Here is a 19,830-nt window from a genome sequence, read left to right as displayed (position 1 = left end):
AAAAGAAGACAAGATCACACAGGACTAACCAAATATGACCAGAATTGCATGTGTTGGAATCACCGTTCAGGACCGTATTTATTCTCTGAACAACCTGCCCGATGGCGGGGGAAAATATCAGTCAAATCAATATCTGGAGACAGGTGGCGGCCCGGCGGCAACAGCAGCTGTCGCCATTGCCCGGCTTGGTATTGACGTTGATTTTATAGGCCGTGTAGGCGATGACAGTTGTGGGAATACCTTGCTTAACGAGCTTCAGAGCTGGGGGGTCAATACGGCGTTCTGCCGGCAATACCCGAACTCCCGTTCATCCCAGTCCGCAATTTTGGTCGACCAGCATGGCGAACGCATTATCGTGAACTATCCAAGCCCGGATCTCGATACGGATGCAAGGTGGCTGGAGTCGATTGATTTTTCCCGTTATGACATCGTTCTGGCCGATGTACGTTGGCATGAAGGGACGTTGAAATCCTTCGAACTGGCACGTGCCGCCGGAGTTCCAACGCTGTTGGATGCCGATATGACACCACAAGATATAACCCCATTGGTGGCGCTTGCCGATCATGCCGTTTTTTCAACTCCAGGTCTGAAGAGAATGACCGGGCAAGATGATGCACAACAGGCACTTAAACTGGCCGCTGAGCAAACCAATGGTAAAGTGTACGTTACACTTGGCGGCGAAGGGTCACTATGGATCGAAAATGGTCATATGTGTCAACAGACTGCATTTTCTGTCAATGTTGTGGATACAACCGGTGCAGGCGATGTTTTCCATGGTGCAATGGCAGCAGCTCTTGCAGAGCAAATGCCGACTGACCAGGCGATTCGCTTCGCAAGTGCGGTGGCGGCGATGAAATGCACTCAGGCGGGCGGACGAGCCGGAATTCCTAATCGTGCGCAAACCGAATCATTTTTGTCACTTTATGCGTAAAATAGCCAACAATTACGGGGAAGAAGTCCAGGAGTATTCATGAGCATCATTGAAGTCACCGGTAATCCGCGACACGATCAACTTGTTCATTACATTACAGAACGCGGCTATATGAATATCGAAGAGCTCGCACAATTGCTGGACGTGTCCACGCAAACCGTGCGCCGGGATATTCGTAAGTTAAGCGAACAGGGCTTGATCACCAGACATCATGGTGGAGCCGGACGTGTATCCAGCGTCATGAATACCGCCTTTGAACAGCGAGAGTTGTCCCTTACCCAGGAAAAAGAAGCGATAGCGGAAGCGGTTGCTGATTATCTTCCTGAACGCTGTACGGTATTTATTACCATTGGTACAACGGTGGAAGCCGTCGCACGAGCTTTGCTGAACCGTCGGGATCTTCGCATCATTACTAACAGTCTTCGTGTTGCGCAGATCTTATATAAGAATCAAGATCTTGAGGTTATGGTGCCCGGTGGAACGTTACGTGCTCATAATGGCGGTATTGTTGGCCCAGGAGCAGTGAACTTTATTGAAGGATTTAGAGCCGACTATTTGATTACCAGTATTGGTGCCATCGAGGAAGACGGCACACTATTGGAATTTGACGTTAACGAAGCGCTTGTCGCCAAAACGATGATTAAGCATGCACGTAATACGCTGTTAGTTGCTGATCATACTAAGTTTACCGCCTCAGCCGCTGTATCCATCGGTAATATGCGTAAAATTCGGGCATTTTTTACCGATTCCCAGCCACCAAATTCATTCAAGCAATTGCTTGATTTAGAAAATATTGAGCTAGTCATTGCAGAGCAGGAAACGACCTGATCTTTTCGATAAAAAAAGCCGCTGATAATCAGCGGCTTTTTTGTGCTTACCTGAAAAAGAGCGTTAATTACTCTTCTTTCGCGCCACGCATTGCACGGCGACGATCGTTTTCAGTCAGGTGACGCTTACGGATACGGATAGAGGTTGGTGTTACTTCTACCAGTTCGTCGTCATCGATGAATTCCAGAGCCTGCTCCAGAGTCATCTTAACCGGCGGAACCAGAACCGTTGCTTCGTCAGTACCAGACGCACGCATGTTGGTCAGTTTCTTACCGGTAAGGCAGTTTACAGTCAGGTCGTTAGAGCGGCTGTGAATACCGATGATCTGGCCTTCGTAAACTTCAGCACCGTGACCCAGGAACAGCTTACCGCGATCCTGCAGGCTGAACAGTGCGAACGCAACTGCTTTACCCTGGCCGTTGGAGATCAGTACGCCGTTCTGACGCTGACCCACATCACCCGCACGAACATCGTCGTAGTGGCTGAAGGTGGAGTACAGCAGACCGGTACCGGAAGTCATGGTCATGAATTCTGAACGGAAGCCGATCAGACCACGGCTTGGGATCACGTAGTCAAGACGTACGCGGCCTTTGCCATCTGGATTCATGTTTTTCAGGTCGCCTTTACGCTCACCCAGAGCTTGCATCACAGAACCCTGATGCTGCTCTTCAACGTCCAGCGTTACGTTTTCGAACGGCTCTTGTTTACGGCCGTCGATTTCGCGGAAGATTACTTTCGGACGGGAAACCGCCATTTCGAAACCTTCACGACGCATGTTTTCGATCAGAACAGACAGGTGCAGCTCACCACGACCGGATACACGGAACGCATCCGCATCTTCGGTTTCCTCAACGCGCAGCGCAACGTTGTGCACCAGCTCTTTGTTCAGGCGGTCAAGGATCTGACGAGAGGTAACATATTTACCTTCTTTACCGCAGAACGGAGAGGTGTTTACGCAGAAGAACATGGTAACGGTCGGTTCATCAACGGACAGAGCTGGCAGCGCTTCAACATTCTGCGGATCGCAGATGGTGTCGGAGATGTTCAGTTCGCCCAGACCGGTGATCGCGATGATATCGCCTGCTTCGGCAATATCACTCTCGATACGTTCCAGACCCAGATGGGTCAGAACTTTACCGACTTTACCGTTACGGGTTTTGCCTTCGCTATCAATGATAGTGATCTGCTGGTTCGGTTTAACTTTACCGCGTTTGATGCGGCCGATACCGATTACGCCAACGTAGTTGTTGTAGTCCAGCTGAGAGATTTGCATCTGCAGCGGGCCATCAAGATCTACGCTCGGAGCCGGTACACGATCAACGATAGTCTGATACAGCGGAGTCATGTCTTCAGCCATGTCTTCGTGATCCAGACCCGCGATACCGTTCAGCGCAGAAGCGTAAACGATCGGGAAGTCCAGCTGCTCGTCGGTAGCGTCGAGGTTAACGAACAGGTCAAATACCTGATCAACAACCCAGTCAGGACGCGCGCCAGGACGGTCAACTTTGTTGATAACAACAATTGGCTTCAGGCCATGGGCAAAGGCTTTTTTGGTCACGAAGCGCGTCTGCGGCATCGGACCGTCCATTGCATCCACCACCAGCAGCACAGAGTCGACCATGGACATTACACGTTCAACTTCACCACCGAAGTCGGCGTGCCCCGGGGTATCAACGATGTTGATACGGTAGTCATTCCATTTGATAGCGGTGTTTTTAGCGAGGATGGTAATCCCACGCTCTTTCTCCAAATCGTTGGAGTCCATCACGCGCTCTTGGGTTTCAGCACGTGCATCGAACGTACCGGATTGTTGGAGCAGCTTGTCTACCAGGGTCGTTTTACCATGGTCTACGTGCGCGATGATGGCGATGTTACGCAAATTTTCGATCACAACTTTGCCTCAGGCATTTTAGAAATAGCGCGTTATTGTACACGGATTAATCGCAGTACAAAACAGGATCACAAACATCCTCCGCAAACAAGTATTGCAGAGTTTCTTTGTGATCACATTCACGGAGCGTTAAAAGGGGTAATCTGACATGCTTTGCACCAATATGGTGCTTAATGTTCACATTAAAGCACTATAATGGTGCAATACAACCTTCATGGTGCAGCCCCTTTGCACGATGGTGCGCATGATAACGCCTTTTAGGGGCAATTTAAAAGTTGGCACAGATTTCGCTTTATATTTTTTATGGCGACACGGCCAATTTTTGCAGAATTGAAGACTTCGTTACCACGACGACAATGACCAATCCGGGAGAGTAAGTATGTCCGCTGAACACGTTTTGACGATGCTGAACGAACACGAAGTGAAGTTTGTTGATTTACGCTTCACTGATACCAAAGGTAAAGAACAGCACGTCACTATTCCTGCTCATCAGGTAAATGCCGAATTCTTTGAAGAAGGCAAAATGTTTGACGGCTCCTCAATCGGTGGCTGGAAAGGCATTAACGAATCAGACATGGTTCTGATGCCAGATGCGTCTACTGCTCTCATCGACCCGTTCTTTGAAGAGTCTACCCTGATCATCCGTTGCGATATCCTGGAACCAGGTACGCTGCAGGGCTACGACCGTGACCCGCGCTCCATTGCTAAACGTGCTGAAGAGTATCTGCGTTCTACCGGCATCGCAGACACCGTTCTGTTCGGACCAGAGCCAGAATTCTTCCTGTTTGACGACATCCGTTTCGGCGCAACTATTTCCGGTTCCCACGTGGCTATCGATGACATCGAAGGCGCATGGAACTCTTCCACCAAATACGAAGGTGGTAACAAAGGTCACCGTCCAGGCGTGAAAGGCGGTTACTTCCCGGTTCCTCCGGTAGATTCTTCTCAGGATATCCGTTCTACCATGTGTCTGATCATGGAAGAAATGGGCCTGGTTGTTGAAGCGCATCACCACGAAGTGGCGACTGCTGGTCAGAACGAAATCGCGACCCGCTTTAACACCATGACCAAAAAAGCGGACGAAATTCAGATCTACAAATATGTCGTTCACAACGTCGCTCACCGTTTCGGTAAAACCGCGACCTTTATGCCAAAACCAATGTTTGGCGATAACGGTTCCGGCATGCACTGCCACATGTCCCTGTCCAAGAACGGCGTAAACCTGTTCTCCGGTGACAAATATGCGGGTCTGTCTGAGCAGGCGCTGTACTACATCGGTGGCGTAATCAAGCACGCTAAAGCGATCAACGCCCTGGCTAACCCGACCACCAACTCCTACAAGCGTCTGGTCCCGGGTTACGAAGCACCGGTAATGCTGGCTTACTCTGCCCGTAACCGTTCTGCGTCTATCCGTATCCCGGTAGTTGCTTCTCCGAAAGCGCGTCGTATCGAAGTGCGTTTCCCGGACCCGGCTGCTAACCCATACCTGTGCTTCGCAGCGCTGCTGATGGCTGGTCTTGACGGTATTAAGAACAAGATCCACCCGGGCGAAGCAATGGACAAAAACCTGTACGACCTGCCGCCGGAAGAAGCGAAAGAGATCCCACAGGTTGCTGGTTCTCTGGAAGAAGCACTGAAAGAACTGGATCTGGACCGCGAGTTCCTGACCGCAGGCGGCGTGTTCACCAATGAAGCGATCGATGCGTACATTGCGCTGCGTCGCGAAGAAGATGACCGCGTGCGCATGACTCCGCACCCGGTAGAGTTTGAGCTGTACTACAGCGTTTAATCGTTTGAGTTGCCGTGGAACTTTTAGCCTGCCCAGGCAGGCTTGAGATCGATGGTGAATGATAGGACGCCTGATGGCGCAAACTTATCAGGCCTGGAGGGTAACATTACCTTGTAGGCCGGATAAGGCAAATCCGCCATCCGGCATCTATGTTTGCCAGTCATCTGTAGCCCATCTCTGGATGGGCTTTTTTCTCCACTAACAACCTGCTTTTTCGCGCTTTTTTGATGTAAAAAGCTATAATGCACTAAATTGGTGCAACACTTTTCAGGAGACTGCTGAATGGCAACCGGCACGCTGCCCGATGCTGGGCAGATCCTCAATTCTTTAATCAACAGCATCTTACTCGTCGACGATGAGCTGGCTGTACATTACGCCAACCCGGCGGCACAGCAGTTGCTCGCCCAAAGCTCCCGCAAACTGTTTGGTACACCGCTTCCCGATCTGTTGAGTTATTTCTCCTTAAACATCGGACTGATGCGAGAGAGCCTGGAAGCAGGCCAGGGCTTTACGGATAACGAAGTGACGCTGGTGATAGACAGCCACTCACATATCCTCTCTGTGACCGCTCAGAGGCTGCCTGATGGCCTTATCTTGCTGGAGATGGCCCCTATGGATAACCAGCGCCGTCTGAGTCAGGAACAGCTCCAGCACGCCCAGCAGATTGCTGCCCGCGATCTGGTGCGTGGTCTGGCACATGAAATTAAAAACCCGCTGGGCGGATTACGCGGTGCGGCGCAACTTCTCAGTAAAGCGCTTCCGGACCCGGCACTGACCGAATATACCAAAGTCATTATTGAACAGGCGGACCGCCTGCGTAATCTGGTCGACCGTCTGCTGGGGCCACAACAGCCCGGCATGCACATCACGGAAAGTATTCACAAAGTGGCGGAACGCGTGGTGGCGCTGGTCTCGATGGAGCTGCCGGAAAACGTCACGCTAATCCGGGATTACGACCCAAGTCTGCCCGAATTACTGCACGACCCGGACCAGATCGAGCAGGTTTTGCTGAACATCGTACGCAATGCTTTGCAGGCGCTGGGACCGGAAGGCGGCGAGATCATTCTGCGCACCCGTACTGCGTTTCAGCTCACGCTACACGGCATGCGTTACCGTCTGGCGGCACGAATTGATGTAGAGGATAACGGTCCAGGTATTCCCTCGCATTTGCAGGATACGCTGTTCTACCCAATGGTTAGCGGTCGCGAAGGCGGTACCGGCCTTGGATTATCTATCGCCCGTAATTTGATTGATCAACATTCCGGCAAAATTGAATTTACCAGTTGGCCGGGTCATACCGAGTTCTCGGTTTACCTGCCTATCAGGAAATAAGGTGACGTTTATGCAACGAGGAATAGTCTGGGTCGTTGATGACGATAGTTCCATCCGTTGGGTGCTTGAACGTGCGCTCGCAGGGGCAGGGCTAAGCTGTACCACATTTGAAAGTGGTAAAGAGGTACTGGATGCGCTGGCCAGCAAAACGCCGGACGTGCTGTTGTCGGATATCCGCATGCCGGGTATGGACGGCCTGACGCTGTTAAAACAGATTAAACAGCGGCATCCGATGCTTCCGGTCATCATAATGACCGCGCACTCCGATCTGGATGCCGCCGTCAGCGCCTATCAGCAAGGAGCGTTTGATTATCTGCCCAAACCTTTTGATATTGATGAAGCGGTGGCGCTGGTCGAGCGCGCCATCAGTCATTATCAGGAACAGCAGCAGCCGCGCAATGTTCAGATTAACGGCCCCACAACCGATATCATCGGCGAAGCGCCAGCAATGCAGGACGTCTTTCGCATTATTGGTCGCCTGTCCCGGTCTTCAATCAGCGTATTGATTAATGGGGAGTCAGGAACCGGTAAAGAGCTGGTCGCCCATGCGTTGCACCGTCATAGCCCGCGCGTCAAAGCGCCGTTTATCGCGCTGAACATGGCGGCAATCCCGAAAGATTTGATCGAATCTGAGCTGTTTGGCCACGAGAAAGGCGCGTTTACCGGGGCGAATACCATTCGTCAGGGACGCTTTGAACAGGCCGATGGCGGTACGTTGTTCCTCGATGAAATTGGCGATATGCCGCTGGACGTGCAAACGCGTTTATTGCGCGTATTAGCCGACGGACAGTTTTACCGCGTTGGCGGTTACGCGCCCGTAAAGGTAGATGTACGCATTATCGCCGCCACGCACCAGAATCTTGAACTACGCGTGCAGGAAGGCAAATTCCGTGAGGACTTATTCCATCGCTTGAACGTCATCCGGGTACATCTGCCGCCACTGCGCGAACGTCGGGAAGATATCCCCCGCCTGGCGCGTCATTTCCTGCAGGAGGCCGCCCGCGAACTGGGGGTGGAAGCCAAACAATTACACCCGGAAACCGAGGCTGCGCTCACCCGTCTGGCCTGGCCAGGTAACGTGCGTCAGCTTGAGAACACCTGCCGCTGGTTAACCGTCATGGCCGCCGGGCAGGAAGTACTGATTCAGGACTTACCAACCGAGCTGTTTGAAACCTCTGTGCCAGATGCACCGCCCCATATGCAGCCGGATAGTTGGGCAACGCTATTGGCACAGTGGGCGGATCGGGCATTACGCTCCGGTCATCAAAACTTGCTTTCTGAGGCCCAACCAGAGATGGAGCGCACGCTGTTGACTACCGCGCTACGTCATACCCAGGGGCATAAACAGGAAGCGGCACGCTTGCTCGGTTGGGGTCGTAATACCTTGACGCGTAAGCTAAAAGAACTCGGAATGGAGTGATATATCGTCACTGTGTAAAGATTAATAATTGAGCGCAAATAGCTGCTATTTTGCGCTTTACTGTTCCGATGAGTTAAGTATGATCGTGCCCGACTAACGGGGGGAAGTCATCATGCTGGAATCAATCATTAATCTGCTGTCGAGCGGTGCGGTCGAAAGCCATACGCCACAAACTGCGGTCGCCGCAGTATTGTGCGCAGCGCTGGTTGGGCTGTTCAGCTGACAATGTGCCGGATGGCGCTTCGCTTACCCGACCTACGTATTGAGATTTTCGTAGGCACAGTAAGCGAAGCGCCACCCGGTAAAGCGTTAAATCACCCGCGAGAATTGCTGCATCCGCGCTTTCTGGCGCAGATACGCATCGAAGCACATGCAAATATTACGGATCAGCAGACGGCCCTTCGGCGTGACCTGAATCCCCTTCTCATCGACATCCACCAGCCCATCCTTCGCCAGCGGTGCCAGCAGTTTCAGGTCTTCGGCAAAATAGTCAGCGAAGTTCAGATCCCATTGCTGTTCCACAGCGGCATAGTCGAGGCGGAAGTTGCAGATCAGGAGCTTAATAACATCCCGACGAATGCAGTCGTCACGGGTCAGGGCAATTCCGCGCCACAGCGCGTCCCCCTGCTCGTCTACCTGCTGATAATAGCGCTTCAGCTCTTTCTGGTTCTGCGCGTAGTTGTCACCAATCATACTGATGGCTGACACGCCCATTCCCAGCAGATCGGTATCACCCTGGGTGGTATAACCCTGGAAATTACGATGCAGCACACCCTTGCGTTGAGCAATGGCCAGTTCGTCATCTGGGCGGGCAAAGTGATCCATGCCAATGAACTGATAGCCAGTTTCGGTCAGTGAAGAGATGGTTTCCTGCAGGATATCCAGCTTCTGCTGCGCGCTGGGCAGGTCGGCATCTTTAATTTTGCGCTGAGCGGCAAACAGCGTCGGCAGGTGCGCGTAGTTAAAGACACTCAGTCGGTCTGGATTCAGCTCAGCAACGCGTTTCAGGGTGAAGGCGAAACTTTCCGGCGTCTGTTTTGGCAAACCATAAATCAGATCGATATTCGTCGAGGTAAAGCCAATCTCACGCGCATGATTCAGCAGCGCAAAGATGAATTCCTCATCCTGCTCACGGTTCACCAGGCGCTGAACTTCTTTATTGAAGTCCTGCACCCCCATGCTCAGGCGGTTAAAACCTTCAGCGCGTAAATGATCGAGCACATCCAGCTCAATTTCTCGCGGATCCACTTCGATCGAGATTTCAGCGTCGTCGTTAAAGTTAAAGTTGCCACGCAGCAGCGACATCAAACGACTGATTTGCGCTTTATTCAGGTACGTTGGCGTGCCGCCGCCCCAGTGCAGCTGACTGACATGGCGTCCGGCGAACAGCGGTGCGCGATGAATAATTTCTTGTTCTAAGACATCGAGGTATTGATCGGCTTTATGCTGCTGGCGAGTCACGACCTTGTTACAGCCGCAGAAATAACACAGCTTGTGGCAGAATGGGATGTGAACGTACAGCGAGAGAGGACGCTCAGGATAACGCGCCACGGCCTTTAGAAATGCCTCAGTGCCGTAGTCTTCAGAAAACTCCAGCGCGGTCGGGTACGAGGTATATCGTGGCCCGGAATAGTTATATTTCTGGATCAGGGCCAGGTCCCAGTCTATTAACTGCTCTGACATGCTCACTCCTTCCGATGGCGTCTCTGGCGGGTACGGCGTACCGACTTAACCCCAGTACGGGTGATAAGTCGGTTGCGCAGCCACTTCTGTCGCCGCGACAACCGCTGTAGTTTAACGAATAACCACACCAGATAACATATAACCGGAAGGGTTATAAGCAGGACGGGAAGACCCACGGTGTAAAACCGTTAGTTGCCGCCTTTCAGCAGGCGCATCATGTCTTCCTGCTTTTCTTCTTCTTCCTCTTCTTCCTCGTCATCGTAGGAAAGACCCAGCTTTTGCATCAGCTCATCTATGCGGTCCAGCTTGGCATCAACCCAGGACTGATCTTCCGCGCTCAGGGTTTCTCCTGCTTCAAGACGCTCCAGCAGCGCATCCAGGCGCTCATCCGTTTCCAGTAAATCCAACTCAGCCTGTGGTGAAAGCATAGGTTTCTCACTCTTCGGTTTGTGCTGTTTGGTGACTTTTTCGGTCACGCCCAATGGAATGGGGGTTTTGCTGCCAATACGAGGATCTTTTTGCTTATTTTGGTTTCCGCCACCAGATGCGCCTTCGCTACCGGACGCACGGCTACCTGCCGCATGACCACGGTGTTTTTTCTGGCGCTTACGGTCGCGAGCTTCCTGGTTAATTTCTTCGCGTGTTTTACGACGCGCTTTTGCAGGACCTTTACCGCGTGGTGTAGAAGTTGGTTTCATCATGATTCGTCTTTGGCTGTTTTTATTCAGTATATAATTGCGCCGGAATCTAGCAGAAATAAAGAAAAAAGGCGACAGAGTAATCTGTCGCCTTTTTTCCTGACTCTCAACCCTTACGGGCTCTACAATCCCTGTTGGCTATCAACACACCCTGTTTTTCCCTTAGCCTCTAACATTCCGTGTTGTTTCCATTTCCTTTTACTAACGTCTCCGGACGTTTGTCTTCCTGACAATCCTGTGTCTTCGCCTCCTGGCGCTCCTGACCCTCATCCTGAGTCGTCTATCCTTTCAGCTTCCTCGCTATGGACGCTACTTTACCGTTTTGGTTTAAACGTACAAGTAACCTGGGTAACAATTTCTGATTTTAAGAATAGCGCCCAAATGTAACCATATGATTTATTTTAGTTCTGTCATTTTTTACTCTGTCATCTCGTATAGAAACTGTCGGCAATGTCTCACAAAGCGCGAGGTTTTTACTTACACAGCTCACTCGTCGAAAAACCAGCCTTTTGCTGGGGTTCAGGTATAATCGCTGCAAAGCCCTGATTGATGGAGAGGACTGCTTTGACTAACTTGAATTATCAACAGACGCACTTTGTAATGAGTGCGCCTGATATTCGCCACTTACCTTCCGATACCGGTATCGAAGTGGCTTTTGCTGGCCGTTCCAACGCAGGCAAATCCAGTGCGCTAAATACCCTGACGAATCAAAAAGGTCTGGCGCGTACATCTAAAACGCCGGGTCGTACTCAGCTCATCAACCTGTTTGAAGTCGTTGACGGCAAACGCCTGGTCGATTTGCCAGGATACGGTTATGCCGAAGTTCCAGAAGAAATGAAGCGTAAATGGCAACGCGCGCTGGCTGAATATCTGGAAAAACGTCAGAGCCTGCAAGGTCTGGTGGTACTGATGGATATTCGTCACCCGTTAAAAGATCTCGATCAACAGATGATCCTGTGGGCAGTTGAGAGCAACGTTCAGGTTCTGGTACTGCTGACTAAAGCAGATAAGCTGGCCAGCGGTGCACGCAAAGCGCAGCTGAATATGGTACGTGAAGCCGTACTGGCATTTAACGGTGATGTGCAGGTAGAAGCATTTTCATCGCTGAAAAAACTGGGTGTGGACAAACTGCGGCAAAAACTGGATAGCTGGTTTAGTGAACTGGCACCGGTTGAAGAGGTGCAGGAAGGGGAATAACCCACCGATATGCCGGATGACGCCGCTGCGCGTCTTATCCGGCCTACAGCATGTGCAAAACTTTTCTTTCGCACAATAAAAAACGCCCCAGTCATTACTGACTGGGGCGGCTAAAATATTCAGCCAAATCCGATTACGTGAAGTAAAAGGTCTGAAAGATAGAACATCTTACCTCTGTACCCTACGAGAATAACTTTACTCTTTTTTGAGCAGCTCAGAAAGCACTTTTTGTAATTTTTTTTCATTCCTTACATAGGGAATTCTAATGGACATCACAAAAAGCTCTCTCTTATGTTGCTTAGTTACGAAATAGGAGCGTTATTAAGTAACCCTTAGTGTGCCTGATCCCAGTTTTCACCACTTCCGACTTCCACCAGCAACGGCACGTCAATCTGGGTCTCGTTTTCCATCAGTTGGTGGATCTTTTTAGAGACGCTTTCCAGATCATCTTTGTGCACTTCAAACACCAGTTCATCGTGTACCTGCATGATCATGCGCACGCGCGGTTGCTCGGTTTGCAGCCATCCATCCACGGCAATCATGGCTCGTTTGATAATGTCTGCAGCAGTTCCCTGCATCGGGGCGTTAATGGCCGCACGTTCAGCACCAGCGCGACGAGCACCATTACTGGATTTAATATCCGGTAAATAGAGACGGCGACCTTCCAGCGTTTCTACATAGCCTTGCTCTTTCGCCTGCGCTCGGGTGCGTTCCATGTATTCCAACACACCAGGGTAGCGTTCAAAGTAGAGATCCATGTACTTCTGTGCTTCTTTGCGCGGAATATTCAACTGGCGCGCCAAACCAAAGGCGCTCATCCCGTAGATCAAACCGAAGTTAATGGCTTTAGCGCTGCGGCGTTGCTCGCTGGTCACAGAATCAAGCGGTAAACCAAAGACTTCTGCCGCCGTTGCGCGGTGAATGTCTTTCCCTTCGGCAAACGCGGTAAGCAGACCTTTATCACGTGAAAGGTGCGCCATGATACGCAGTTCAATCTGTGAGTAGTCCGCAGAGACAATCAGGTAGTCTTCTGGCGCAATGAACGCCTGACGAATACGACGACCTTCATCATTACGTACCGGGATGTTTTGCAGGTTTGGATCCGTTGAAGACAAGCGCCCGGTGGCAGTAACCGCCTGATGGTATGAGGTGTGCACGCGCCCGGTTTTCTTGTTAATCATCAACGGAAGCTTATCCGTATAGGTCGACTTCAGTTTTGCTAAACCACGATATTCCAGGATCACTTTCGGCAATGGGTAATCCAGCGCGAGCTCTTCCAGTACCTCTTCCGACGTTGATGGCGCGCCGCCAGGGGTTTTCTTCAACGGCTTAATACCCTGCTTTTCAAACAGGATAGTTTGCAGTTGCTTAGTGGAAGAGAGGTTAAACGCTTCTCCGGCGATCTCGTGCGCTTTTTGCTCCAGCTCATTCAAACGCAGCGTCAGCTCTTCTGAATGCTTGTGCAGAACAGCCGGATCGATTTTCACACCGTTGCGCTCAACGCGAGACAAAACCGGCACCAGCGGCATATCGATATTTTCAAAGACGTTCAACGGCCCTTTATGCTGCTGCAATTCTGGCCACATTTTCAGATGCAGCTGTAGCGTAACGTCGGCGTCTTCCGCAGCGTAACGGCCAGCCTCTTCCAGTGCTATCTGGTTAAAGGTCAGCTGGTTTTTGCCTTTTCCGGCGATCTCTTCAAAGGTGATGGTTTTATGTTTCAGCCAGCGGTCCGACAGGCTGTCCATATCGTGTCGTCCAGCGACGCTGTTAAGAATGTAGGATTCGAGCATGGTGTCAAAGGTGATGCCGCGCAGCTCGATGCCATAGTTCGCCAGGATGCCGCGATCGTACTTCAGATTTTGCCCGACTTTGTGCGCGTTCTCATCTTCCAGCAGCGGCTTTAGCAGCTCCAGCGCGCGGTCGCGCGCGATCTGGTCAGGGGCATCCAGGTAATCGTGGGCAACAGGAACATACGCCGCCACACCCGGTTCAATGGCAAAAGACAGGCCAACCAGATTCGCGGAAATGTTGTCCAGGCTGTCAGTTTCAGTATCGAAGGCAAAGACTGGTGCTTTTTTCAGCTTAGCGATCCACGCTTCCAGCGTCGCTTCGTCCAGAATCGTCACATAGTTTTCATACGAATGAACCGTGGCCGGCTCCTCAGGCGTTTCATTGACGACAATAGTTTCTTGCGGTTTTGCCGCCGGCTTCGTCCCTTTCGCCTGTAGCCATTTACCCGCTTCAACGTCGGTAACCCAACGTTTAAATTCATACTGTTTAAACAGGCCAAGCAGTTCTTCTGCAGCGGGCTGACGCACTTCAAGCTGCTCACAGGTCAATTCCAGCTCAACATCCGTTTTGATGGTAGCCAATTGATAAGAGAGGTACGCCACCTCTTTGTTCTGCTCAAGTTTGCCTGCCATGGTTTTCGCACCACGGAAGGTCAGCCCCGCTATTTTGTCTGATTCGGCATAGAGGGTATCCAGCCCACCCAGCCCCTGCAGTAGTGCCTGAGCGGTTTTTTCGCCTACGCCTGGAACGCCAGGAATGTTATCTGAGGAATCCCCCATCAGCGCCAGGAAATCGATGATCAGTTCCGGCGGGACGCCGTACTTATTCACCACTTCATCCGGGCCGAGGATCGTATTGGTCATGGTGTTGATTAGGGTGATATTCGGCGTCACCAACTGAGCCATATCTTTATCACCGGTGCTAATCAGCACCGGGCGACCGATCTTCTCTGCTTCCCGCGCCAGCGTACCGATAACATCGTCCGCCTCCACGCCAGAAACAGCCAACAGTGGCAACCCCATCGCCTTTACCATCGCATGCAGAGGTTCAATCTGCGCACGCAGATCGTCCGGCATCGGTGGGCGGTGAGACTTATAATGTTCGAATAATTCATCACGGAAGGTTTTACCCTTGGCGTCGAATACCACCGCTGCATGGGTTGGTTGATATTGCAGAATCAAGCTACGCAGCATGTTGAGGACACCGTACATCGCGCCCGTAGGTTCTCCTGCGCTGTTAGTCAGCGGTGGGAACGCGTGGTATGCGCGATACAGGTAAGATGAGCCATCTACAAGGATAAGTGGGTTTTCTGGGATCTGAACCATAATGTCCGTGCCTGTTTATCAGATTATGGGTAAAGGATGCCACAGACAGGATGAAAACATGAGTTTTTCGCCGCATTTGTCGAAAAACTTTTGCAGATCTTCTGCTTTGCTCGCAAAGATAGCTGTGGATAACTTTGTGAATAAATAATTTTCAGCTCTTTAAATATAGCAAGGCAATTAATGCTCCATTGTATTTATACAACATTTTCAATTGGTTAAATAAACTCACGGCATTTTATTCCATTTTTACAGCTTATATCCTGATGTGGATAGATATTCTCTTTTTTTCTATTCAGGGAAGATCCATCATTTGGTTCGTTTTCTGATAAAATCAGCCCCTTGCGCCTCTTTCGCGCACTGTCTATGGCTAACCTTTTGAATAATTTAATTATGACGAGAATACTCGCTGCGATAACGCTGTTGCTGAGTATCGTATTGACCATATTGGTCACGATTTTTTGTTCTGTGCCAATCATCCTTGCCGGGGTTGTGAAACTCCTTTTGCCCATTCCTGTCGTCTGGCGCAAGGTTTCTGTCTTCTGTAATTTCATGATGTACTGCTGGTGTGAAGGTCTGGCGCTACTGCTGCACCTTAATCCACGGCTGAAGTGGGATGTTGAAGGGCTGGAAGGTCTTAGCAAGAAAAACTGGTATCTGCTCATTTGTAATCATTACAGCTGGGCCGATATCGTTGTGCTTTGCGTTCTGTTCCGTAAGCACATCCCGATGAATAAATATTTCCTCAAGCAACAGCTGGCCTGGGTGCCCTTTATTGGCCTGGCTTGCTGGGCGCTGGATATGCCGTTTATGAAACGCTATTCACGTGGCTATCTGCTTCGCCATCCGGAACGCCGTGGTAAAGATGTCGAAACAACCCGTCGTTCCTGCGAGAAGTTTCGCGTACACCCGACAACCATTGTGAATTTTGTCGAAGGTTCGCGCTTTACCAAAGATAAACGTGAGCAAACCCGCTCACCCTATCAAAACCTGCTCCCACCCAAGGCGGCAGGTATTGCGATGGCATTAAACGTACTGGGGTCACAGTTCGATAAAATGTTGAACGTCACGTTATGCTATCCGGAAAACAGCAGTCGGCCTTTCTACGACATGCTGAGCGGTAAGCTAACGAGGATTGTCGTGCGGGTGAATCTGGAGCCAATCCATGAAGAGTTACACGGTGATTACGTGAACGATAAGGCATTCAAGCGCCGCTTTCAGCTGTGGTTGAATACGCTGTGGAGTGAGAAAGACGCGCAGCTCGACGCGATTAAAGCCGCAAATAAAAAAGCCGGTCAGTGACCGGCTTTTACTTTTACTTCTGACCGACCAGGTATTTCACGGTATCCGCATACTGTTGTACAAAGATATCCATGCTGCTGGTATCCATGCCCTGCGGGTTGACCTGATATTTGCCATTCACGAACATCGCCGGAACGCCCTGCAGCTGTAAATCAGCCGCTGCTTTTTCCTGCTGTGCCACGAGAGATTTCACTACGAAGCTGTTCCATGCCGCATCATAGTCTTCGCCTTTAATACCCGCATCGACAAACACTTTACGGATGTCAGCAACAGACTGAACGGTCTGCGTTTTCTGAACGCCTTCAAACAGCGGAACAGTAACCTGATCTTCAACACCCAGCGCCATAGCAACCGCCCATGCCTGCGTCAGATCTTTGCCCAACGGCCCGAGAAACTCGACGTGGTATTTGGTCATCTTGGTGCCTTCCGGCAGTTTTTTCTTCACGTTATCAGATACATGAAGCACTTCTTCAAACTGGTAGCAGTGCGGGCAGTAGAAGGAGAAGAACTCCAACACTTGCGGTTCACCCGCAACAGGCTTCTCCAGGGTGATGTATTGTTTACCATCCTGGAATTGTGCTGCAGATGCGCTAAAAGCTAAGACCATACCAGCCAGCGCCAGCCATATTTTTTTCATGTTCAAGTTTCTCCGATTAATACATTGGCGTTAATTGTAAGGGGGGCTCTTGCAGAATTTTTGCCTGCTCAATAAAGGTCGCGGTCTGACGATGCCAGTGATCTTCCCCGGTTAACCACGGGAAGTTTTTTGGGAACGCAGGGTCAGCCCAACGTCGAATCAGCCAGGCAAGATAATAAACTAAACGCATAGCGCGTAAAGGTTCTATCAGTCCGATTTCAGAGATGTCGAACTCACTAAACTCTTCATAAGCCTCGATAATGGTTTCTAGCTGCATGCGTTGTTCAGCTTTATCACCATTGAGGAGCATCCATAAATCCTGAATAGCCGGACCATTGCGGGCATCATCTAAATCGACAAACATCGGGCCATCGCGCCACAGAATATTACCGGCATGACAATCACCGTGCAGGCGTAACGTAGTAAAACGCGTATGCCAGCGTTCGGTAACCACCGCGATAAGCGCATCCGTTGCCTTCAGGAAAGCCGCTTTTTGCCCTGATGGGATAAGCTGTGCGTGTTCAAAAACTTTACGCGGCTCAGTCAGGTATTCTTCAAGGCCAATCGTCGGTCGGAAGGTAAAAGTACGCTTGCATCCGGTCTGGTGCATACGCCCGAGATAGCGCCCCACCGCCTCCATCTGATCGATGTTGTCAGCTTCAAACTGTCGTCCACCGACGCTGGGGAAGATCGCATAATTGAAACCCTGATGGCTTAACAGCGTTTGGCCGTTCAGTACCAACGGTGCAGCTACCGGGACTTCATCGCTTACCAGTTCCAGAGCAAACTGGTGCTCTTCCTGGATCTGATCGACAGACCAGCGTTCAGGGCGATAAAACTTAACAACAAAGCGTCGACGGTCTTCGTCCTGGAATTGATAGACACGGTTTTCATAGCTGTTAAGCGGGGTAAGCCCGGAATCCACCCGGATCCCCTGCTCAAACAGTGCATCCATGATGGTATCCGGGTGTAGCGTCTGGAAATTAAAAGCGTTGTCGTTCATCCCATCATCCGGAAAATACTACGAATGATTCAGGATATCATTTCGCAGCGCTTTCGGTGGCGGCGATTACAAGCTTTTACTCTTTAATTACACCACGAGCGCGGAGTAGTGCGGTTTTAAAATCTTCTTCATAATCTTTCTGAATACCTGGGATGACAGCATCCTTCGCTGAGTCTCGCATTTTCAGGTGATAGATCAGAATGTCATCAGTTAAATCCGCCAGTTCGCCGTCAAAACCTGACTCTTGCGCCAGTTTCTGCAAAAATTGCATCAGGTTAAGATCGGGTTCCTTCTGCCAGGCTGGCTGGAGGAGTTCAATAACTTCATTCAGACGTTTACATTTCATGGTTGTGCTCCTTAGGCTCAATACAGATACGTTAGCAGGGTCAATCCCACATTAAAAGAGGCGATATCAGTGATTCTGGATAGTGCAATAACAGGGGTTGTGCTGGCTGGCGGTAAGGCCAGACGGATGGGTGGAACCGATAAAGGTCTGCTTGAACTGGACGGTAAACCTCTTTGGCGGCATGTGGCCGACATTCTAGCTTTGCAGGTCGAAACCGTGGTGGTTAATGCCAATCGCCACCGGGATATATACCAGCAAAGCGGCCTGAAAGTTATTCCCGATTCCTTGGCCGATTTCCCTGGCCCACTGGCCGGGATGCTATCGGTATTCCTGCAGCAAACGGGGGAGTGGTTTCTGTTTTGCCCGTGCGATATGCCCTATATTCCTCACGATCTGGTCGCTCGTTTAAAAGAACAGCGCAAAGCTGCACCGGTTGTCTGGGTGCATGATGGGGAAAGAGATCACCCAACCATTGCGTTGATGCACCGCTCGATGCAGCCTTTGCTGCAGGATTATCTTCAGTCCGGTGAACGACGTGTCATGGTATTTATGCGTCTGGCTGGCGGCCATGCTGTCGATTTCAGCGATCATAAAGATGCGTTCGTAAACGTGAACACCCCCGAAGAGCTTGCAAAATGGCAGGATAAATCATGATCCCATTACTCGCCATTGCGGCATGGAGCGGCACGGGAAAAACCACGCTGCTCAAAAAGTTGATCCCGGAGCTACGTGCCAGAGGTATACGTCCCGGATTGATTAAACATACTCATCACAATATGGATGTCGACAAGCCCGGTAAAGATAGCTATGAACTGCGCAAAGCCGGTGCAGCACAAACGCTGGTCGCCAGCCAGCAACGTTGGGCATTAATGGTAGAAACACCGGAAGAGCCCGAACTGGATTTAGCATATCTGGTAAGCCGGATGGATGCAGCGACGTTGGATCTAGTGCTGGTTGAAGGGTTTAAGCATGAACCTGTCGCTAAGATCGTGCTTTTTCGCGACGGTTGCGGGCATAGTCCTGAAGAATTGGCGATAGACGAATATGTTATCGCGGTTGCCAGTGATGTTCCGCTGGCGGTAGATGTTCCATTGTTAGATATCAACGACATACAGCAACTTGCTGATTTTGTTACGCAATGGATAAGATGGTAACCGTGTTGTTATGATGTGCCTGATGCGCTGCGCTTATCAGGCCTACAAAATACGTTCAGCCCGGCCCCTGCAGGCCGGATAAGGCGGCACGCCGCATCCGGCGGTTTTTGCCCCGCACAGACGCAAAAAAGCCCATCCGTCAGGATGGGCTTCTTCACTTTAATTAATGCCTGGCAGTTTATGGCGGGCGTCCTGCCCGCCACCCTCCGGGCCGTTGCTGCGCAACGTTCAAATCCGCTCCCGGCGGATTTGTCCTCCTCAGGAGAGCGCTCACCGACAGACAACAGATAAAACAAAAGGCCCAGTCTTTCGACTGGGCCTTTTGTTTTTATTTGATGCCTGGCAGTTCCCTACTCTCGCATGGGGAGACCCCACACTACCATCGGCGCTACGGCGTTTCACTTCTGAGTTCGGCATGGGGTCAGGTGGGACCACCGCGCTACAGCCGCCAGGCAAATTCTGTTTATCAACACGCTTTTGCATGTCAATCTAATCTGTAATCA

General features: G+C 50.9%; 19 protein-coding genes, 1 rRNA gene and 1 pseudogene. 10 read left to right on the top strand and 11 right to left on the bottom strand.

What is annotated here, in order from left to right; all coding sequences use genetic code 11:
• Window positions 1–34: 34 nt before the first annotated feature.
• On the top strand, window positions 35–931 hold the full coding sequence (locus OGY17_RS02485) for a sugar kinase (RefSeq protein ID WP_008786990.1): 897 nt from the start codon (window positions 35–37) through the stop codon (window positions 929–931).
• A 39-nt stretch (window positions 932–970) separates the two neighbouring features.
• On the top strand, window positions 971–1,759 hold the full coding sequence (locus OGY17_RS02480) for a DeoR/GlpR family DNA-binding transcription regulator (protein ID WP_008786989.1): 789 nt from the start codon (window positions 971–973) through the stop codon (window positions 1,757–1,759).
• Between the two features lie 67 nt (window positions 1,760–1,826).
• Here OGY17_RS02480 and typA read toward each other — a convergent pair whose 3' ends face one another.
• Window positions 1,827–3,650 carry a ribosome-dependent GTPase TypA gene (gene typA, locus OGY17_RS02475; protein ID WP_008786988.1) on the bottom strand — a complete coding sequence of 608 codons (1,824 nt, stop codon included), beginning with the start codon at window positions 3,648–3,650 and terminating at the stop codon, window positions 1,827–1,829.
• 379 nt (window positions 3,651–4,029) lie between these two features.
• Here typA and glnA point away from each other — a divergent pair, with 379 nt between their 5' ends.
• The 4 genes from glnA (at window position 4,030) to OGY17_RS02455 (ending at window position 8,414) form a co-directional block, all read left to right on the top strand.
• The gene (glnA, locus tag OGY17_RS02470) at window positions 4,030–5,439 is read left to right on the top strand and encodes a glutamate--ammonia ligase (RefSeq protein WP_008786987.1); all 1,410 of its coding nucleotides are present in this window, start codon (window positions 4,030–4,032) and stop codon (window positions 5,437–5,439) included.
• Window positions 5,440–5,721: 282 nt separating this feature from the next.
• Window positions 5,722–6,771, top strand: a complete 1,050-nt coding sequence (glnL, locus tag OGY17_RS02465; RefSeq protein ID WP_008786986.1) for a nitrogen regulation protein NR(II) — start codon at window positions 5,722–5,724, stop codon at window positions 6,769–6,771.
• Between the two features lie 10 nt (window positions 6,772–6,781).
• Window positions 6,782–8,191 (top strand): nitrogen regulation protein NR(I), encoded by a 1,410-nt coding sequence (gene glnG / locus OGY17_RS02460; RefSeq protein ID WP_284881528.1) that lies wholly within the window; start codon window positions 6,782–6,784, stop codon window positions 8,189–8,191.
• Window positions 8,192–8,303: 112 nt separating this feature from the next.
• Window positions 8,304–8,414: a YshB family small membrane protein gene (locus OGY17_RS02455; protein WP_020996121.1), complete on the top strand. Its 111-nt coding sequence runs from the start codon at window positions 8,304–8,306 to the stop codon at window positions 8,412–8,414.
• Between the two features lie 86 nt (window positions 8,415–8,500).
• On the opposite strand, the gene hemN is transcribed toward OGY17_RS02455, so the two are convergent.
• The 3 genes and pseudogenes from hemN to OGY17_RS02440 form a co-directional block, all read right to left on the bottom strand.
• A complete protein-coding gene (hemN, locus tag OGY17_RS02450) occupies window positions 8,501–9,874 on the bottom strand; it encodes an oxygen-independent coproporphyrinogen III oxidase (protein ID WP_032950661.1) in 1,374 nt (457 codons plus the stop codon).
• Between the two features lie 188 nt (window positions 9,875–10,062).
• Window positions 10,063–10,572 carry a Der GTPase-activating protein YihI gene (gene yihI / locus OGY17_RS02445; RefSeq protein ID WP_003028627.1) on the bottom strand — a complete coding sequence of 170 codons (510 nt, stop codon included), beginning with the start codon at window positions 10,570–10,572 and terminating at the stop codon, window positions 10,063–10,065.
• A gap of 169 nt (window positions 10,573–10,741) precedes the next feature.
• A pseudogene (locus OGY17_RS02440) lies at window positions 10,742–10,927 on the bottom strand (hypothetical protein).
• Window positions 10,928–11,136: 209 nt separating this feature from the next.
• Here OGY17_RS02440 and yihA point away from each other — a divergent pair.
• Entirely contained in the window at window positions 11,137–11,769 is a 633-nt protein-coding gene (gene yihA, locus OGY17_RS02435) for a ribosome biogenesis GTP-binding protein YihA/YsxC (RefSeq protein WP_008786982.1), read from the top strand.
• Between the two features lie 119 nt (window positions 11,770–11,888).
• On the opposite strand, the gene spfP is transcribed toward yihA, so the two are convergent.
• The 3 genes from spfP to OGY17_RS02425 all read right to left on the bottom strand — a co-directional run bounded on the left by spfP (window position 11,889) and on the right by OGY17_RS02425 (window position 15,439).
• A complete protein-coding gene (spfP, locus tag OGY17_RS23310; protein WP_071892919.1) occupies window positions 11,889–11,936 on the bottom strand; it encodes a small protein SpfP in 48 nt (15 codons plus the stop codon).
• Window positions 11,937–12,101: 165 nt separating this feature from the next.
• Window positions 12,102–14,888 (bottom strand): DNA polymerase I, encoded by a 2,787-nt coding sequence (gene polA / locus OGY17_RS02430; RefSeq protein WP_286606336.1) that lies wholly within the window; start codon window positions 14,886–14,888, stop codon window positions 12,102–12,104.
• Window positions 14,889–15,103: 215 nt separating this feature from the next.
• Entirely contained in the window at window positions 15,104–15,439 is a 336-nt protein-coding gene (locus OGY17_RS02425; RefSeq protein WP_230320052.1) for a hypothetical protein, read from the bottom strand.
• Between OGY17_RS02425 and yihG the strand changes: the two genes are divergently transcribed.
• A complete protein-coding gene (yihG, locus tag OGY17_RS02420; RefSeq protein WP_248281685.1) occupies window positions 15,324–16,187 on the top strand; it encodes a 1-acylglycerol-3-phosphate O-acyltransferase, YihG family in 864 nt (287 codons plus the stop codon). The two genes, OGY17_RS02425 and yihG, sit on opposite strands and share 116 nt — an antisense overlap.
• A 13-nt stretch (window positions 16,188–16,200) precedes the next feature.
• Here the strand turns inward: yihG and dsbA are convergent, their stop codons facing one another.
• From dsbA to OGY17_RS02405, 3 genes are all read right to left on the bottom strand, one after another.
• Window positions 16,201–16,824 (bottom strand): thiol:disulfide interchange protein DsbA, encoded by a 624-nt coding sequence (gene dsbA, locus OGY17_RS02415; protein ID WP_003028621.1) that lies wholly within the window; start codon window positions 16,822–16,824, stop codon window positions 16,201–16,203.
• Between the two features lie 16 nt (window positions 16,825–16,840).
• Window positions 16,841–17,827 (bottom strand): serine/threonine protein kinase, encoded by a 987-nt coding sequence (locus OGY17_RS02410; RefSeq protein WP_286606334.1) that lies wholly within the window; start codon window positions 17,825–17,827, stop codon window positions 16,841–16,843.
• Window positions 17,828–17,903: 76 nt separating this feature from the next.
• Window positions 17,904–18,173, bottom strand: a complete 270-nt coding sequence (locus tag OGY17_RS02405; protein ID WP_003028616.1) for a YihD family protein — start codon at window positions 18,171–18,173, stop codon at window positions 17,904–17,906.
• A 69-nt stretch (window positions 18,174–18,242) separates the two neighbouring features.
• Here OGY17_RS02405 and mobA point away from each other — a divergent pair, with 69 nt between their 5' ends.
• Together mobA and mobB are read left to right on the top strand one after the other, a co-directional pair.
• A complete protein-coding gene (mobA, locus tag OGY17_RS02400; RefSeq protein ID WP_008786977.1) occupies window positions 18,243–18,827 on the top strand; it encodes a molybdenum cofactor guanylyltransferase MobA in 585 nt (194 codons plus the stop codon).
• On the top strand, window positions 18,824–19,327 hold the full coding sequence (gene mobB / locus OGY17_RS02395) for a molybdopterin-guanine dinucleotide biosynthesis protein MobB (RefSeq protein WP_003825338.1): 504 nt from the start codon (window positions 18,824–18,826) through the stop codon (window positions 19,325–19,327). The genes mobA and mobB overlap by 4 nt, the downstream gene beginning before the upstream one ends.
• A 337-nt stretch (window positions 19,328–19,664) precedes the next feature.
• On the opposite strand, the gene rrf is transcribed toward mobB, so the two are convergent.
• Window positions 19,665–19,780, bottom strand: a 5S ribosomal RNA gene (gene rrf, locus OGY17_RS02390).
• Between the last annotated feature and the right edge of the window lie 50 nt (window positions 19,781–19,830).

The organism is Citrobacter sp. Cpo126, assembly GCF_030332445.1.
In the GTDB taxonomy this organism is placed as follows: Bacteria; Pseudomonadota; Gammaproteobacteria; order Enterobacterales; family Enterobacteriaceae; genus Citrobacter; species Citrobacter portucalensis.
The sequence above is the reverse complement of the archived record's forward strand: the minus strand, read 5'-3'. Positions and strand labels throughout refer to the sequence as shown.

What these genes read in the sequence shown, in the direction of transcription:
- OGY17_RS02485 (WP_008786990.1), top strand. Translation starts at nt 35, where the DNA reads ATGACCAGAATTGCATGTGTTGGAATCACCGTTCAGGACCGTATTTAT.
- OGY17_RS02480 (WP_008786989.1), top strand. Translation starts at nt 971, where the DNA reads ATGAGCATCATTGAAGTCACCGGTAATCCGCGACACGATCAACTTGTT.
- glnA (WP_008786987.1), top strand. Translation starts at nt 4,030, where the DNA reads ATGTCCGCTGAACACGTTTTGACGATGCTGAACGAACACGAAGTGAAG.
- glnL (WP_008786986.1), top strand. Translation starts at nt 5,722, where the DNA reads ATGGCAACCGGCACGCTGCCCGATGCTGGGCAGATCCTCAATTCTTTA.
- glnG (WP_284881528.1), top strand. Translation starts at nt 6,782, where the DNA reads ATGCAACGAGGAATAGTCTGGGTCGTTGATGACGATAGTTCCATCCGT.
- OGY17_RS02455 (WP_020996121.1), top strand. Translation starts at nt 8,304, where the DNA reads ATGCTGGAATCAATCATTAATCTGCTGTCGAGCGGTGCGGTCGAAAGC.
- hemN (WP_032950661.1), bottom strand. Translation starts at nt 9,874, where the DNA reads ATGTCAGAGCAGTTAATAGACTGGGACCTGGCCCTGATCCAGAAATAT.
- yihI (WP_003028627.1), bottom strand. Translation starts at nt 10,572, where the DNA reads ATGAAACCAACTTCTACACCACGCGGTAAAGGTCCTGCAAAAGCGCGT.
- polA (WP_286606336.1), bottom strand. Translation starts at nt 14,888, where the DNA reads ATGGTTCAGATCCCAGAAAACCCACTTATCCTTGTAGATGGCTCATCT.
- OGY17_RS02425 (WP_230320052.1), bottom strand. Translation starts at nt 15,439, where the DNA reads ATGAAATTACAGAAGACAGAAACCTTGCGCCAGACGACAGGAATGGGC.
- dsbA (WP_003028621.1), bottom strand. Translation starts at nt 16,824, where the DNA reads ATGAAAAAAATATGGCTGGCGCTGGCTGGTATGGTCTTAGCTTTTAGC.
- OGY17_RS02410 (WP_286606334.1), bottom strand. Translation starts at nt 17,827, where the DNA reads ATGAACGACAACGCTTTTAATTTCCAGACGCTACACCCGGATACCATC.
- OGY17_RS02405 (WP_003028616.1), bottom strand. Translation starts at nt 18,173, where the DNA reads ATGAAATGTAAACGTCTGAATGAAGTTATTGAACTCCTCCAGCCAGCC.
- mobB (WP_003825338.1), top strand. Translation starts at nt 18,824, where the DNA reads ATGATCCCATTACTCGCCATTGCGGCATGGAGCGGCACGGGAAAAACC.